Origin of the sequence: Plebeiibacterium marinum (genome assembly GCF_026013615.1) — a bacterium.
Classification (GTDB): domain Bacteria; phylum Bacteroidota; class Bacteroidia; order Bacteroidales; family Marinilabiliaceae; genus Saccharicrinis; species Saccharicrinis marinus_A.
Genome location: NZ_JAPDPI010000037.1, coordinates 25,644 through 41,483 on the forward strand (window position 1 = coordinate 25,644; position 15,840 = coordinate 41,483).

General features: G+C 38.0%; 12 protein-coding genes. 6 read left to right on the forward strand and 6 right to left on the reverse strand.

Annotated features, from left to right (window positions below):
* Positions 1 to 29: 29 nt before the first annotated feature.
* The 4 genes from OM074_RS15745 to era form a co-directional block, all read right to left on the reverse strand.
* Positions 30 to 608, reverse strand: coding sequence for a response regulator transcription factor (locus tag OM074_RS15745; RefSeq protein ID WP_301201157.1), 579 nt, complete (start codon positions 606 to 608; stop codon positions 30 to 32).
* 10 nt (positions 609 to 618) lie between these two features.
* Positions 619 to 1,344, reverse strand: a complete 726-nt coding sequence (locus OM074_RS15750; protein WP_301201159.1) for a hemerythrin domain-containing protein — start codon at positions 1,342 to 1,344, stop codon at positions 619 to 621.
* Positions 1,345 to 1,547: 203 nt separating this feature from the next.
* On the reverse strand, positions 1,548 to 2,852 hold the full coding sequence (gene der / locus OM074_RS15755; RefSeq protein ID WP_301201161.1) for a ribosome biogenesis GTPase Der: 1,305 nt from the start codon (positions 2,850 to 2,852) through the stop codon (positions 1,548 to 1,550).
* 203 nt (positions 2,853 to 3,055) lie between these two features.
* Positions 3,056 to 3,940, reverse strand: a complete 885-nt coding sequence (gene era, locus OM074_RS15760; RefSeq protein ID WP_301201163.1) for a GTPase Era — start codon at positions 3,938 to 3,940, stop codon at positions 3,056 to 3,058.
* 142 nt (positions 3,941 to 4,082) lie between these two features.
* Between era and OM074_RS15765 the strand changes: the two genes are divergently transcribed.
* Both OM074_RS15765 and OM074_RS15770 read left to right on the forward strand, forming a co-directional pair.
* The gene (locus OM074_RS15765) at positions 4,083 to 4,478 is read left to right on the forward strand and encodes an acyl-CoA thioesterase (RefSeq protein ID WP_301201165.1); all 396 of its coding nucleotides are present in this window, start codon (positions 4,083 to 4,085) and stop codon (positions 4,476 to 4,478) included.
* A 72-nt stretch (positions 4,479 to 4,550) separates the two neighbouring features.
* The gene (locus OM074_RS15770; RefSeq protein ID WP_301201167.1) at positions 4,551 to 5,120 is read left to right on the forward strand and encodes a manganese efflux pump MntP; all 570 of its coding nucleotides are present in this window, start codon (positions 4,551 to 4,553) and stop codon (positions 5,118 to 5,120) included.
* Here the strand turns inward: OM074_RS15770 and OM074_RS15775 are convergent.
* Positions 5,117 to 5,611 carry a GNAT family N-acetyltransferase gene (locus tag OM074_RS15775; protein WP_301201169.1) on the reverse strand — a complete coding sequence of 165 codons (495 nt, stop codon included), beginning with the start codon at positions 5,609 to 5,611 and terminating at the stop codon, positions 5,117 to 5,119. The two genes, OM074_RS15770 and OM074_RS15775, sit on opposite strands and share 4 nt — an antisense overlap.
* A gap of 133 nt (positions 5,612 to 5,744) precedes the next feature.
* On the opposite strand from OM074_RS15775, the gene OM074_RS15780 reads away from it, so the two are divergent.
* Positions 5,745 to 6,278 (forward strand): DUF4395 family protein, encoded by a 534-nt coding sequence (locus OM074_RS15780; RefSeq protein ID WP_301201171.1) that lies wholly within the window; start codon positions 5,745 to 5,747, stop codon positions 6,276 to 6,278.
* Positions 6,279 to 6,330: 52 nt separating this feature from the next.
* On the opposite strand, the gene OM074_RS15785 is transcribed toward OM074_RS15780, so the two are convergent.
* Complete coding sequence (locus OM074_RS15785) at positions 6,331 to 9,660, reverse strand: S41 family peptidase (protein ID WP_301201173.1); 3,330 nt, start codon at positions 9,658 to 9,660, stop codon at positions 6,331 to 6,333.
* Positions 9,661 to 10,031: 371 nt separating this feature from the next.
* Between OM074_RS15785 and OM074_RS15790 the strand changes: the two genes are divergently transcribed.
* The 3 genes from OM074_RS15790 to OM074_RS15800 all read left to right on the forward strand — a co-directional run bounded on the left by OM074_RS15790 (position 10,032) and on the right by OM074_RS15800 (position 15,839).
* Positions 10,032 to 11,231 (forward strand): efflux RND transporter periplasmic adaptor subunit, encoded by a 1,200-nt coding sequence (locus OM074_RS15790; protein WP_301201175.1) that lies wholly within the window; start codon positions 10,032 to 10,034, stop codon positions 11,229 to 11,231.
* Positions 11,232 to 11,233: 2 nt separating this feature from the next.
* On the forward strand, positions 11,234 to 14,410 hold the full coding sequence (locus OM074_RS15795; RefSeq protein ID WP_301201177.1) for an efflux RND transporter permease subunit: 3,177 nt from the start codon (positions 11,234 to 11,236) through the stop codon (positions 14,408 to 14,410).
* Between the two features lie 145 nt (positions 14,411 to 14,555).
* Positions 14,556 to 15,839 (forward strand): TolC family protein, encoded by a 1,284-nt coding sequence (locus tag OM074_RS15800; protein ID WP_301201179.1) that lies wholly within the window; start codon positions 14,556 to 14,558, stop codon positions 15,837 to 15,839.
* Position 15,840 lies beyond the last annotated feature (1 nt).

Below are 15,840 nucleotides of genomic sequence, written 5' to 3' on the forward strand. Positions count from 1 at the left end.
AACCTCATATTGAAGTTTTTTTGTAAGAATTATGAAATATCATCCATTCCGATTATCTGGTTAAGGATAGCATATACAGTTAAGCCGGAAACGGTTTTTATGCCAAGTTTACGGGTAATGTTTTTACGGTGTGAAATAACAGTATGGGTACTGATGAAAAGCTCATTGGCTACTTCCTTATTGGTTTTGCCTAGTGCTACCTTTTGCAACACTTCCTTTTCCCTGTCACTGAGTTCTTCAGAGTTTTCCTGCTGCTGGGTTGATTGCTGAACATTTTTAACCTGGTTTCTCAGTTTGTTTAATAAAACTGATTTGCCATCAAGTATAGAAATTAATTTTTCACTACTGTTGTTGGGTAAAGGTGAATTGAAAATTGATATAATATTGAGTTCTGTTCCTTGCTTCTTTATTAGGGAATCCACTTCAGGGATGCTGCTTAGCGATGTATTAATAATCATCATGTTTGGCATTTCAGAAATTATGGCGTCGCTAATTTCATCAGGGGTGGATACCTCACTAATTTGGGTTACGCATTTTAACTCGTTTAGAATAGTAGATAGTCCTTTACGGACTAAATATGAAGGATCTGCAATTATTATTCTTACCATGGCAAAAAGTTTAAAGGTTTTTAATTTCTCTTTCCATTAATTTGACCTTAGGGATCAGAACCTTGTCTTCCAGTTTTGCATGATCGCTTAAATCCTTTTCAAGTCTGAAAATTTCAAATAATAATGAGTTGTACTTACAATTATCCATTGGAGGAGGGAGGTATTTGATTAATATATTTTTTAAGTCAAATACTTTTTCCTCAATATCATTATGGTCTTCAAGGTATTTTTGGATATTGTAATCAGAAAAACTTTCCTCAAACTTCGGCGTTTTTTTATTTGCCTCCAGTGATTTATCAAGTTCAACAACATACGGAAAGACTTTGTTGTCTTCCAGTTCCATATGTATCTTAAGTTCCCTGATGTATTCGGTAAAAAAGTTTTTTATTAATTCATAGTTTCTTGTTGTTGCTTTCAGGTCTTCAACAAGCCCTTCAATTTTTAATTCAATCTCGGGTATTTTGTGTTCTAATATGCATTGGTGGGTCCTGCGTAAGAAGTTTACCAGCCATTCTGCCTTGAATTCAAAGAAACGTTCTTTAGGAAAGAAATCTTTGTCATGAAACGAATTTGAGATCTGCAAAAAGAAGTCTGTGTTTACGTTATTTTCTTTACAGACTTCATCTATGGTTTTTTCGCGGAAACCCAACGGAATGCCAATTCGTTGTATTACGGCTAATAATTGAAAATCCAGGTGGATTAGATCAGCCATTTTCATATCTGCAGTTATAAGCATAGTTTCTATGTTTTTTGCAAATATAGAAGTTATTTAAATTCTTTCCAAATAAGAAAGGAAGGCAGAGTAGGGGGTAAGAAAGAAAAACTATAGTGATAATAATGCAAAAAGACCTGCCTCTTTTAATTAAATGCAGGTCTTGATGTTATTCCTTAAAATTTCATCTGGCTATCAGGTCACAACAATATTTAAAAATGCACCATTTATTTTTTTCGCATAAATATTTGAACGGGAACTCCTGAAAAATCCCACATCTTACGTATTTTATTTTCTAAAAAGCGTTTGTATGGATCTTTTACGTATTGTGGCAAATTACAGAAAAATGCAAATGCAGGGGTGTTTGTAGGAAGCTGCATAATGTATTTAATCTTGATGTATTTACCTTTTGTTGATGGTGGTGGGTTATCGTGCACAATTTGTTGCATGGCCTCATTTAGTTTGGCCGTTGGTATTTTGCGTGTTTTGTTATCGTATACTGCAACTGCCATTTCCAGGGCTTTATGTATTCTCTGCTTTGTTATTACTGATGTAAATACAATAGGGAAATCAACAAAAGGTGCAAATTTACTACGCACTTGTTCCTCATATTTCTTTGTTGTCATGGTATCTTTTTCAATCAGATCCCATTTGTTAATTAAAACAACCACACCTTTTTTGTTGCGTTGGATTAACTGAAAAATCTTTTGGTCCTGACTTTCAACTCCCCTTGTGGCATCGATCATCAATAAACAAACGTCAGAATTTTCGATGGCACGTATGGCACGCATTACGCTATAAAATTCCAGATCTTCGCTTACTTTTGACTTTTTACGGACGCCGGCTGTATCAACCAGGTAAAAGTCATGGCCAAATTTGTTGTATCGTGTATAAATAGAGTCTCTTGTAGTTCCTGAAATTGGAGTAACAATATTTCTTTCTTCACCAATAAAGGCATTAACTATAGATGATTTACCTGCATTGGGACGGCCAACAATGGCAAAGCGGGGAATATCAAGTTCTTCAACATTTTCAGTGCTGGGGAATAGTTCAACCAGTCTGTCGAGCAATTCTCCTGTACCTCCTCCATTGATGGAGGATATAGGGAACATTTCGTCTAATCCAAGTGAATAAAAATAACTTGCTTCCGTAAGCCTGTCTGTGTTGTCAACCTTGTTTACAACCATAATCACCTGCTTTTTGCTTCTTCTAAGGATGTCGGCAACCATTTCATCATAATCAGTGATGCCGGTTGTAACATCGAGCATAAATAGTATAATATCAGCCTCTTCAATAGCAATGAGTACCTGTTTGCGGATTTCTTCTTCAAAAATATCATCCGAACCAACAGCATAACCTCCTGTATCTACAACCGAAAACTCTAACCCGTTCCAAATGCATTTGCCATACAAACGGTCTCGGGTAACACCACTTTCCTCATTTACAATGGCTGTACGTGTTTCTGTAAGACGGTTGAAAAGCGTTGATTTACCTACATTTGGTCTTCCTACTATAGCTGCTATATTTCCCATTTTATGCTGGTTTTGCGTATTTCAAAAATTTAAAAGCGTGCAAAGATAATTCTTTTTATTAATCTGACAAGATAATGCTATTGGCTATTAGTTATATACGATTGATATACTATCACATTAAATCTGATATAATTGCCCTCCCGTAATGTTGGTTTTAAGGAAGGGCTTTTATAACGACTATGCTTTACCAATGCTTTCAGTGTTTATCCCTGGTCGTAACCAAAGTTTCTGAGTGTTCTGTCTTTGTCTCGCCAGTCTTTATTTACTTTTACATACAGCTGGAGAAATACTTTTTTGCCAAGGAATTTTTCCATGTCTTTACGGGCTTCCGTACCGGTCTTTTTTAATGCGCTTCCTTTGTGCCCTATGATTATGCCTTTTTGAGATTCACGAGCTACGTGTATAATGGCCCTGATATTGATCTGTTCTTCAGCTTCCTTAAATTCTTCTACTTCTACTTCAACCGAATAGGGTATTTCTTTTTGATAATACAAGAGGATTTTTTCCCTGATAATTTCAGAAACGAAAAAGCGTGTAGGTTTGTCAGTCAATGCATCTTTATCGTAGAAAGGTTCACCTTCAGGCAACAATTCTTTGATACGTTTCATCAGGTTTTCGGTATTGAAACCATGTAATGCCGACATGGGGAATATTTCTGCTTTCGGAAGCATCTGCTTCCAGGTAGTAACTAGTTCGTCCAGTTGTTCCGGGTTGGATTCGTCGATTTTATTTATCACCAATAATACCGGGGCATTGGTTTTTTGAACACTACTTAAAAAGTCGCTGTTTTTATCAATTTTTTCAACAACATCGGTCATATATATTATTACATCGGCATCCTGCAAAGCTGTTTTCGAAAACTTGAGCATGGATTCCTGGAGCTTGTAATTGGGTTTTAGCACACCCGGAGTATCCGAGAATACAATCTGGTAGTTTTCATCGTTAACAATACCTAATATCCGGTGACGGGTAGTTTGAGCTTTTGAGGTAATTATTGATAATCTTTCCCCTACTAGTTTATTGGTCAATGTTGATTTTCCAACATTGGGATTACCAACAATATTTACAAATCCTGCTTTATGCTTCATAATATCATTTATAATAAAATATGTTGCGAAGATACGAGAATATGAATTACCCTACAAAATAGGATTTACTAAATGGTAAATCTTTATGGTTTATTAAATTCTGTTACTTTTGAAGCTGTTTGCGAATTAATTATTAACAGTTATGAAGAACTTTTTTATACAGCCGGTAAATATCCGCTATTTTGATATTGATATGAATCACCATGTTAATAACTCAGTGTATTTTACTTATATGGAAAATGCCAGGACAGAGTTGCTCATGGATGATTTTTTGAAATATAAAAAGGATGGGCTCACATTTGTGGTTTCAGAAACTTCGTGTAAATATAAACAACCCATGCGTTTGGGTGACCACGTTGTGTGCGAATTGGTTTTTACCCAATTGCGTGAGGTTCAGTTTTTGGTTGAATATACTTTTAAAAACGCAGATACAGGTGAAATATATGCAATAGGAGATACCAAGATTGTTAAAATAAATGAGGACAAAAACCGTCCTGTACCTTTATCAAAAGAGTTTGTTGAGAATTATATGAATTAAAGGTTTTTGTTTAATCCTATCTGATAATTTGAATGTAGATGTTATTTTTGCACCGCTAAATTAAATAGGTGGATGAATATTTTATCGTTGATTATTGTAGGAATAGGTTTGTCGATTGACAGTTTGGCAGCAAGTATTAGTACAGGAGCTTGTTGTAAAAAACTTTTAAAAAGGCATGTTATTAAGGTAGCGGCCTTTATGGCTATTTTTCAGGGAGGATTACCTTATATTGGATGGTTGATTGGTACAGGATTTAAAAGACTTATTGAAGATTATGATCATTGGGTTGCTTTTATATTGCTGTTTTTAATTGGTGCCAAATTGATTTATGAAGGCCTGTCAAAGCACGAGGAAGGTTGCAGTAATTTTAATCCTACCAATAATTTGTTATTGGCAGGGATGGCTATTGCAACTAGTATAGATGCCTTGGTAGTTGGGATTGGGTTTGGTGTTATTAAAATCAATATCTATCAGGCAATGCTAATTATTGGTATCACAACATTTATATTCTCAACTGTTGGAGTGTACCTGGGAAAAAAGATTGGGACAAAGATCAATTCCGGGATAGAGATTTTTGGTGGTTTGGTATTGATTGGGATTGGAGTTAAGATTTTAATAGAGCATATTTACTACCCATGTTAATCTAAGATCTTTTCATATGCCACTACATCTAATATCCGGCCAAACTTTTCGCCTACCTGCCTGAAGTGGGCGCATTTTTCGTAGCCGCATTTTTCAAATAAACGGATGCTGGCTGTGTTTTCTCCTGTTATGATACCAAGTAAAACCTTGATGTCTTTTTCTTTAGCTAAGGGCTCTATTTGTTTCAGAACGGTTTTTCCAATTCCTTTTCCTCCCATTCCAGGTTTTAAATAAATTGTAACTTCAGCTGTGCGATCATATGCCTGTCGTGGTTTATAACAGCCCAGGTAGGCATATCCACAAACCTCATTATTGTTTTTTATTAAATATGATTTGTATTTTGGGTGCGACAAAGGAATGATATTTTTTACATCATCTATGCCTATCTCTTCAGTGTGAAAAGTGGCAGTTGAGTTTATAATGTAATAATTGTAAATATCTCGTATTTCTATAAGATCAGAAGGGGATACCAAATGTAAGTGAACGGCCATTTTTTATTGCCAAAAGTAGTTTAAAATCAAATATAAATATATTGTTATTGAGATGTTAAAAAGCATAATGGATAGGGAGTGTTTTTATTTGATAATATATTTTTGTGGAATAACAATTTAAATAATTTTTGATATGGCTTTTTTTAGTTTTGGAGAATACATAAGTGGAAAAGGGTACAAGGAAGTGGACGAAAGGGTAATGAGGGGTAGTTCCGGGATAATGTTACTGCTTGGGTTTATAGCTTTTGTTAATGGGTTTGTAATTAAAAACTATGTGATTCTACCTTATATTAGTGGTTTTTTGGCATTAAACTTCTTTTTAGCAGTATTTATTAATCCCAAAATTGCACCTACTGTTTTTGTAGCACGAATCGTAACATTAAAGCAATCGCCGCTACTAATAGGGGCTATTCAAAAAAGGTTTGCGTATAGTTTAGGGATGATATTGTCTGTTGCCATCTTTGCTTTGTCGATATTTTTGCTAACTGATGTTAGTTATTTTGAACCCGTTTGCATGTTGTGCCTGATTTGTTTGTTGTTTTTATTTTTGGAGACGGCTTTTGGAATATGTGTGGGATGCAAATTATATCATCTTTCAGTAAGGGTGAAGTTATTGAAAGCGCCTGAAGAGAAGCCTAATTGTATGGGTGATTCCTGTGAAGTTTAATTGGCCTTCAGCCATCAATAAGTACTTGTTATTGATGGCTGAAGACTAAATATTAATCGTTAAGACCTTTGGCCGTTCTATCTTCCAGAGGTGGGGCAGGGGTTATTAAATGTTTGTTCTCCTTTGTAAGTTTCATTACTTCTTCAACTACCTTTTCCATTTGAGGATCGCGGCCTTGCATCAGAATATTTGGATCGTCCCAGACTTTGAAATCCGGACGAACTCCTTCGCCTTCCCAGAACCAGTGCCCATCATTATCATATAAGCGGGCTCCGGGTACTGTAATTGATCCCCCGTCAATTAATCGGTGACCAGTTGCCGGGCCTACCAAAATGCCTAAAGTACGCTCACCAACTATAGGACCGGCTTTAAGTTCCTGAAATGCCCAGGGTAGTCCATCACCGCCGGATCCTGCCCAACCGTTGATTAGCATTCCTATAGGACCGGTGTTTGTTTTAACAGGGCTTCGGTGATCTTTTCCATGTCGCCAGTGCAGGTGACAGTTTACTGGTCGCTGTATCAATTCCAGAAAACGGTCGGCAAGTTGTCCTCCTCCATTCCAACGCTCATCCAGGATAAAGCCTTTTTTATCCAGCTGGCCATAAAACATACGAACCAATTCCTGTTGCCCCTGACCTCCTGTGTTGGCCATATAAATATAGCCTAGTTGGCCGTTAGATAATTGGTCAACCATTTTACGGTTGTTCTCGATCCATTCTAAATATCTTAGGTTGTATTCGTCTCTTCCTGACAGGCATTGAACCACTACATCTTCAGCCTCTGCTTCTTTTCCGGAAGAAGAAATTTTTAACAATACAGTTTTTCCCGATAAACCTTCAAATGCGGCATAGGGATCCTTGTTAATATCCAGTACAACTCCATTAACTGAATGGATATAATCACCTGCACTTACTTTGATACCGGGTTTGTCAAATGGAGATCTGGTTTGAGTATCCCACTCAGCAGGTTTCACTATTCTTTTTATTTTATACAGGTTGCCATCAATAGCCCAATCAATACCAAGGAATCCATTTCCCATCGAAGGTGATCTTTCAGCATCTCCGCCACCGGCATAGGTGTGTCCTGCACTGAGTTCTGAAACCATATTTTTCTGGATATTGGATATATCCCATCTTGTTCGGGCATCATCAACCAGTTTTGCGTACCTGTCGTGCACTTCTTTCCAGTTTAAACCATGCATGTTTGGGTCGTAAAAGAAATCGCGGTGGCGTCGCCAGGTGTCTGTAAATATCTGCTTCCATTCTTCTTTGCGCACCAGGTTCATGGTGAGACCGTCAGTAGGGATTGGTTTTTCAATTTTTTGGTTGGGAGCAGGTTTTATAATACCATACTTTCCTTTAGAGCTGACTAATAGTGATTTTCCATCGGCTGTGGCATCGGCCATTCTAACATCATCCATTACATTTTTGTCCTCGTGTTTTTTTAGATCAAAAACGTTTAATGAACTACCGTTTTTTTCAGAACCCGTATTGGCTCTTTTTAAGTAAACAATATTGTCGGCAAAAGGTATGATTTTAGAGATATTGCCTGCTTTGGGTGGCAATATTTCCATACGTGCTTCTATGTTTATAAAATCAATTTCTACTTTAATCTTATCCTTTTCCTTATCCTCCTTGTCATTTTTACTTTTACCATTTTTTCCGTTATCACCGTTATCACCGTTCTCTTCAGTATCTTCATCCTTTTTGTCATGCTCCTTTTTCTTATCTCCCTTAATGTCTACCTTATCGTTTTTAGTTTTCATAATTAGCGGGGTATCTTTTTTCAATGCTAAGGAAGCAATTTGGGTTGAGTTGGGATAAATCCATGTTCCATCACCCAATGAAGAATAGGCAGCATTCATGCTCCTGTCGGTTAAATAGAATAAGTATTTTCCGTCGGTACTGAATACTGGGTTGTAGTCGTTGTAAAATCCGCTTGTAACTTTATATCTGGTTTTACTGTTGATATTGTATATAAATATGGCTCCGTTTGCATTGTCCTGGCCAATACTATAAGTAATCCATTCTGAATCTGGCGACCAGGCTATGGGGTAATTGAATCGAGTCCAGTGACCCAGGTTCCACCTGTAGTTATCCGCTATTGTTGTTTCGCCTGTTTTTACATCAGTAATATAAATGTTGTTTGTTTCATCAACAAAAGCCAGTTTTTTGCTATTGGGCGACCATAATAGTTGATACCCGAATCCTTTGCCCCGTTTGGTGAGTTTCTTAGCTTCGCTTTGCTTTTGTGTGTCCTGGAGGTATATCTCATATTCACCTGATTTATCGCTCCAGTATGCTATATGCTTACCATCTGGCGACCATGAAGGAGAGTGGTCGAATGCCCCGCTTGAGCGTGTTAGGTTTAAGGTGAATCCATCTTTAACCGGAACATCGAAAAGTTCGCCCCTGGCTTCGAAAACAATTCTTTTACCACCTGGAGATGCCGTGGCACTTACAATATTACCACTTACTTTTTGAGTGATTGGCATTTCTATTGACAGGTCGCTGATTACATTTATATCAATTTTTTGCGGAGATTTAGTCTGGGTATCCATTAAAAATAAATCTCCACCCATTTCGTAAACCAGTTCATTGCTATTGCCCGATAGAAACGATATGTCGTAATCTTTGTAGTTAGTAACCTGGGTTTTGGATTTTGACGCAGGATTATATTCCCATATGTTCAGGCGCATATTTTTACCCCTGTCTGATAGAAAATAGATTTTATCGCCCACCCAGGCTGGTTTTCCATCGTTAGCTTCATTGGTAGTAATCCGTTCTGTTTTATTTGATGTAAAGTCATATACAATAATATCAGAAGTTAATCCTCCTCTATATCTTTTAAATGGATAGTTTTCAGTTATTTTTGTAATGTAAGCTAATTTCTTGCCATCGGCAGAAAAGTCAGCCAGTTCACCATAAGGAATTGCTATTTTTTGAGGCAGGCCACCATTTTTGTTTATAAGAAAAAACTGGTTTGTACGTGCCTGGCCGCCTTCTCTGGAAGAAGCAAATAGCAGTTGCTTTCCGTTGGGATGCCACTCCACCATCCTGTCGTAAAATCCGTGATAAGTTACCCTGGTTGGTATCCCTCCTTTTACAGGGATTACATAAATATCGGAATTGCCGTTGTAATTTGCCGTATAAGCAATTTCTTTTCCATCAGGCGAAAATTTAGGCCATGATTCCTCACCTGGTGAGTGCGTTATTTGTACGGCTGTTCCTCCTGTTTTATCTACCAACCAAATATCGCCCCCGTATACAAAGGTAATCTGCGTTTTAGAAACATCCATGTAACGCATCAGTTTGGCATTAATCTGCCCAAATACGCTGTACGATAATAATAAGACAACGCATAATAAGAATAACTTCTTCATGTTTTTGAAAATTAGAATTTGTTATAATGATAGACAAGACAAAATGATTGAATTATTCAATCGGACTAAAAAGATAGGGATTAATTTTGAAGATGTAAAAGGAAATCAGTAAACTGGTATCCGCTATTCGTGATAGGCTCAATACTATCTGCTATAAGTTATTGGCTATAAGCTAATGGCTATCCGCTATAAGCTATAAGCTATAACCTATCCGCTACTTACTATTCCAATAATCTCATAAAATAATTGTAGATTTGTTATTCTTGTGTTTAAAACCAACTTTTTGTATTCGGTATTGTTCTTTCTAACAGAGATGAGGAGGATCAATATCAATAGTTATTAGCCTTATTACCATATTAATTTGAATACTTATGAACCGTCGGAAAAGTACGTTTATTATTGTTTCGTTAATTGTTTTGTTAGGAGGCTCGTTTGGCCTCTCAAAGTTGTTTATTTCAATGAAACCGGATTCACCCAAAAGACCGGCCATTGATATGAAACGTTTTGTACAAGCAGAAACCGTTCAATACGGAAAAGTAATATCCCCTCTGGAAGCCAAGGGACGAGTCATATCCAGCAGTGAAGTAGCCCTTGTTGCCGAAGCTTCAGGTAAAGTTCAACAAGGTTCTGTAGCATTAAAAAAAGGAACATCATTTAAAAAAGGACAACTTTTAGCAGTTATTTATAAAGATGAGGTTGAGTTGGCGCTTAAAGCCAGTAAGAGTAAGTTTCTAAACACAATTACAACCTTGCTCCCTGATTTAAAAGTGGATTATCCCGGGTCATTTGATGCGTTTATGAAGTTTTTTAATGATATAGATATCAACAAAGAAATGCCTGATCTACCCGACTATTCCAATGAAAAACTGAAGGTATTTTTAGCCAGCAGGAGCTTGTTGAGCGATTATTATGGCATTCTCCAGGATGAAAAAAAGTTGGGCAGACATTATTTATATGCACCTTTTAATGGTGCTTTTACACAGGTGAGTTTTGAAGTGGGAGCATATGTAAATATCGGAGGGCAGGTTGCCAGGATGATACGAACGGATGAGCTTGAGGTTGAAGTGCCTGTGAAAAATATTCAAAGCAAATGGATTGAAAAGGGCGATAAGGTAAAAATATACTCTGGAAACGGTAACAAATATGTTATGGGGAATGTAGTCCGAAAATCAAATTTTATAGATGAAGATACCCAGTCGAGAAGCATATTTGTAAAATTACCAGATGTTTCAAGCCAGGAGCTGTTGGCAGGTGATTACAAAAAGGTTGAATTTCCAGGACAGGAAATAGAAAATGCGATGCAGTTACCTCGTAATGCTGTATTTAATTCTAATGAAGTATTTGTGGTTATTGAAGGCATGTTGAAAAAGAAAGAAATCAACGTATTGAAATGGAATGAAAATACCTTAGTTTTTGATGGACTTCAGGAAGGTAGTAAAGTGGTGACACAACCATTGATCAATGCCAGGGAAAATAGTCCGGTAGGAATTTTAGGCGAAGAAAGCTCAGGATCAGTCTCCGCTACACAATCCAATCAAAATAAAGAGCAAAAACAATCTAAAAGCAAATAAATATGAAGAAGATTGTTGAAGTATTTGTTAGGTTTCCTTTTTATGCAAACCTGATTATCATTGTTTTTTTGGTGCTGGGAACTATGAGTTTGGTTTCTATGAAAAAATCATTTTTCCCGGAGCGTGAATCACATATTATCCGGATTAGTGTGTTTTATCCCGGAGCCTCACCTGTTGAAATGGAAGAAGGGGTTACTTCCAGGATTGAGGAAGCAGTTCGTGCCATTCCCGGCATATATGAAATCAACTCGGTATCGTCAGAAAACAGCTCAAGGGTTACTATTGAAATAGAGCCGGATTATGATATTGATGAGGCCTTAACAGAAGTAAAAAATGCAGTAGATGGGGTGTCATCCCTACCTTCTGCAGCTGAGCGCCCTATTGTTTCCAAATCCAGGACAACCTCGCCGGCAGCCAGGTTAGCGGTAACTGGGGATGTGGATTTGATGACCTTAAAGAGCTATGCCCAGCAGGTTGAAGAAGATTTTTTGGCTTCTGGGTTTATGAGCCAGGTATCCTTATCAGGATTCCCAAGCATGGAAATATCGGTTGAGGCCAGTGAAGAGGAAATGCTGCGATATGGGTTTACATTTAACGATTTGCAGAATGCCATAACCAATAACAATCAGGATGTTTCCGGAGGACAATTGCGGTCTCAGGAAGAGGAAATGCTGATCCGTTTGCGCTCCAGGAGTGCAGATCCGGATAAAATTGGCAACATCATTTTGCGGGCCAATACAGATGGTAGTGTTATTCGAATCAGGGATATAGCATCTGTAAAAATAAAGTTTTCAGATGTTCCCAATAAAACCATCGAAAAAGGAAATCCCCTGATCAGGATTATGGTGATGAAGCTGATTACCGAAGATTTAGATGAGATTGATGAATACCTGAGGGAATATGTGGAAGAATTTAATACCCAAAATAATGGGGTGGAACTAATGTTGTCCCGTTCCTTTCTTGATATTTTGCATTCAAGGCTCGACTTGCTTTATAAGAACGGTGGACAGGGATTGATACTGGTAATACTTATCCTTAGCCTGATGTTGAGTGTCCGGCTTTCGCTTTGGGTTGCCTGGGGTATTCCGGCTTCCTTTTTAGGGATGTTTATCATAGTGAACATGATGGGCGTAACTATTAATATGATTTCCCTTTTTGGGATGATTCTGGTTATTGGTATCCTGGTAGATGATGGTATTGTTATAGGGGAGAATATATTTCAGCATTTTGAGCAAGGGAAAAATCCTCGCAGGGCTGCAGTTGATGGTACGGTAGAGGTAATACCTGCTGTTGTAGCATCAGTAACAACTACCATTGTAGCATTTTCTCCATTGATTTTCATTACAGGGCGGATGGAGTTTATGTTTGAGATGGCTGTGATTGTTATATTTAGCCTGGGAGTATCCCTGTTTGAAGCCTTCTTTGTTCTTCCTGCTCATATAGGTAATGAAAGTGTGCTGAACAGAGCAAAGCTGACAGCAAAACCAAAGGGCCTTAAAAAATATACTGAGGGATTTTTTACGTGGCTTCGGGAGTATGCTTACGATAGGGTGTTAAAGCTTATTATTGAGTGGCGTTATGTTGTAATTGGAATTCCCCTGGCTATGATGCTCATTACTTTTGGACTGGTGAAAGGGCAGCAAATTAAAATGACCTTCTTCCCTCGTATGGAGTTTGATTCGTTTAATATTAATATTGCTTTTACACCAGGGTCGGGAGAGCGCAAAACCATGGATTATCTGGAACGTTTTGATAGTGTGGTTTGGGTAGTAAATGAAGAATTGATGCAAAAATATAACGATACCATTCCAATTATTGAAAATAGTATCCTTAACCTGGGAAATGCCTTTGATGGATCGGAGAGTGGATCTCATGCCGGAAATGTTGATGTTTCGCCACGAAATTCCGAAGAAACAGGCATCAGCTCGTTTGAGATCATTAACATGATCCGAGACAAAATAGGTCATGTCCCTGAGGCTGAAAAATATTCTATTGGTTCGCGCAGTAGGTTTGGAGCCCCGGTTTCAATTGGTTTGCTTTCGCGTAACATTGAGGAGTTGGAGCATGGGCGTGATTTTGTATTGGCAAAATTGCAGGAGTATCCTCAACTTAAGGATGTGGTAACTAATAATGCCTTGGGTAAGCAGGAAATCTTATTGAAATTAAAGCCCCGGGCATATATGATGGGATTAAACGAATCATCAATTGCCAGTCAGGTAAGGCAGGCTTTTTATGGTGGGCAGGCGCAACGGTTGCAGGTAGGAAGGGATGAGCTCAGGGTTTGGGTGCGTTATCCACCCGAAGGCAGGGAGCGTATTGGACAGCTGGATGAAATGAAAATAATTACTTCCCAGGGAGAATATCCATTAACAGAGCTGGTTGATTATGATATGAAACGCGGGCCTGTAAACATTAACAGGTTTAATGGTAAACGGGAAATCCGGGTTGAAGCTGATATGGTGGATCCTGATGCTTCGGTATCGGATATTAATGAGATCATATCCAGGGAACTGGTGCCTGAAATAAGAGTGCACTACCCTGGTATTTCGGTGGAGTTTCAGGGGCAGCAAAAGGAAAGCAAGAGGAATATGAATGATCTGGCATTTTTGTTCCCACTTGCCTTTTTAGCTATGATTTTTATTTTGATGATCAATTTTAAATCCTTTGAGCAACCTATGATTATCATCCTGATGATCCCAATCTCTATCCTTGGATCCATATGGGGGCACGGAATACATGGTAAACCGCTTTCCATTTTGAGTCTTTGGGGAATTGTTGCTTTAACTGGGGTAATTGTTAATGATGCCGTGGTGTTCCTGGCCAAATATAACCTGTTGATAGAGCAAGGCAGAAAGGTAAAGGCAGCCATTGTTGAAGCCGGGAAATCGAGATTACGCCCCATAATACTGACTACCTTGACCACTTCGGTTGGACTGTACCCGTTGATATTGGAAAAAAGCTTTCAGGCTCAGTTTCTAATCCCAATGGCTATTTCCTTAGTTTATGGAGTGGCTTTTGGCACCTTGTTTATTTTATTGTTTTTTCCGGCCCTGATTATGATTTTAAATGATATAAGAAGGGTTATCAGGGAAAAATGGTCGGGCAGAAAAATAGAAAGAGAGCATGTGGAGATTGCTTACATTAATGGGAAACGAAAGATTGACAATAATGATAACTGATATGAATGGAGAAGTGCGTATGACTTCCCCTTTACAGCCCGTTTAGGGAACAGGGGGGAACAATGGCGTTACAATAAGATAGGGGGTGTTTGTTGATAATGAGTGGTATGTGTAGGGGTTTAAAAACTATTAAATTTAACATCAAATGCATAAAATATATATATCATTAATACTTTTTCTTGTGCTCGGGTTGAGCTTGAAAGCCCAGCAACAACTGTTGTTAGCTGATGCCATAGCAAAGGGCCTGGATAACAATTACTCAGTAAAAATTGTAAAAAATAATCAAAGAATATCTGAAATAAACAATAGTTGGGGTGCAGCTGGTGCCTATCCATATATTGATTTTTCCATAGAGGACAACAACGCTTATAATGTGGTTGATGGGGGTGATAATTACAACCGCTATACCCTTTCGTCGGGTGTATCGTTATGTTGGACTGTTTTTAACGGGTTTGCAGTACGGATAAACAAAAAACGTTTTGAAGAACTGGAGGAACTGTCAAAACAAAATACTGCCGTTATGATTGAAAGTACTATCCAATCAATTGTGTTGGCTTACTTTGATGCATTACTTCAAAAAGATAAATTGGAAGTTGCCAAAGAGGTGATGAAACTATCCGAAGACAGGTTTGTGAGGGAAGAAGAGAGTCGAAAACTAGGAAGTGCTGTTACTTATGATGTGTTACAGGCCAAAAATGCCTATTTATCCGACCAGTCATCTTATTTGTTGCAGGAGGTGAACTATAAAAATGCCTTGCGCGACCTGACGTTTTTAATGGGAGAAAAGGGAACTGAATATTTTTTGGCAGATAGTTTTGAAGCAAAAGAAAATGTTTACGAACTGGCTGATCTGGAAGCGCAGATGATGGCAAATAACAAAAGTTTGCAAAATCAGTATGTTAACCAGCGCCTGCTTGAAAACGCCATTGTTATGGCAAAGAGTGCTTATTCGCCTTCGCTGGCATTAAGAGCCGGAGCAAATGGATCTTCGATATATACCAGTACTAGCGATGCATGGTCAAAATCGGCCAATTTATATGGAGCGTTAACTTTAAACTACAACCTGTTTAGCGGAGGGAGCAGGAAAAGAGCTATGGCCATTGCCCGGATTGATGAGGAAATTGGCACGGTAGAACTGGAAGAAAAAAAGCATGAACTAAGTAATAGTCTGGCCAACCTTTATGAGTTATTCATGGTTCGAAAGCAATTGCTGGCAGTAGCAGAAGATAACCTGGAGGCTGCCAGGCTGAACCTTCAGATCTCAAAAGAAAAATTTGAAACAGGTGCCATTAATTCTTTTAATTACCGCGATGTTCAGAATATCTATTTAAATGCTTCTCAATATAAGCTGGAAGCTATTTACAACTACATAGATACCCATCATGCCTTGTTAAGGATGGTTGGTAGTATAGTGCAGTATCATGAATGAA

Bases quoted from the DNA above. Each gene is read 5' to 3' on its own strand.
- OM074_RS15770 (WP_301201167.1), top strand. From the start codon at position 4,551: ATGAATATTTTATCGTTGATTATTGTAGGAATAGGTTTGTCGATTGAC.
- der (WP_301201161.1), bottom strand. From the start codon at position 2,852: ATGGGAAATATAGCAGCTATAGTAGGAAGACCAAATGTAGGTAAATCA.
- OM074_RS15750 (WP_301201159.1), bottom strand. From the start codon at position 1,344: ATGCTTATAACTGCAGATATGAAAATGGCTGATCTAATCCACCTGGAT.
- OM074_RS15775 (WP_301201169.1), bottom strand. From the start codon at position 5,611: ATGGCCGTTCACTTACATTTGGTATCCCCTTCTGATCTTATAGAAATA.
- OM074_RS15765 (WP_301201165.1), top strand. From the start codon at position 4,083: ATGAAGAACTTTTTTATACAGCCGGTAAATATCCGCTATTTTGATATT.
- OM074_RS15745 (WP_301201157.1), bottom strand. From the start codon at position 608: ATGGTAAGAATAATAATTGCAGATCCTTCATATTTAGTCCGTAAAGGA.
- OM074_RS15800 (WP_301201179.1), top strand. From the start codon at position 14,556: ATGCATAAAATATATATATCATTAATACTTTTTCTTGTGCTCGGGTTG.
- OM074_RS15780 (WP_301201171.1), top strand. From the start codon at position 5,745: ATGGCTTTTTTTAGTTTTGGAGAATACATAAGTGGAAAAGGGTACAAG.
- era (WP_301201163.1), bottom strand. From the start codon at position 3,940: ATGAAGCATAAAGCAGGATTTGTAAATATTGTTGGTAATCCCAATGTT.
- OM074_RS15795 (WP_301201177.1), top strand. From the start codon at position 11,234: ATGAAGAAGATTGTTGAAGTATTTGTTAGGTTTCCTTTTTATGCAAAC.
- OM074_RS15785 (WP_301201173.1), bottom strand. From the start codon at position 9,660: ATGAAGAAGTTATTCTTATTATGCGTTGTCTTATTATTATCGTACAGC.
- OM074_RS15790 (WP_301201175.1), top strand. From the start codon at position 10,032: ATGAACCGTCGGAAAAGTACGTTTATTATTGTTTCGTTAATTGTTTTG.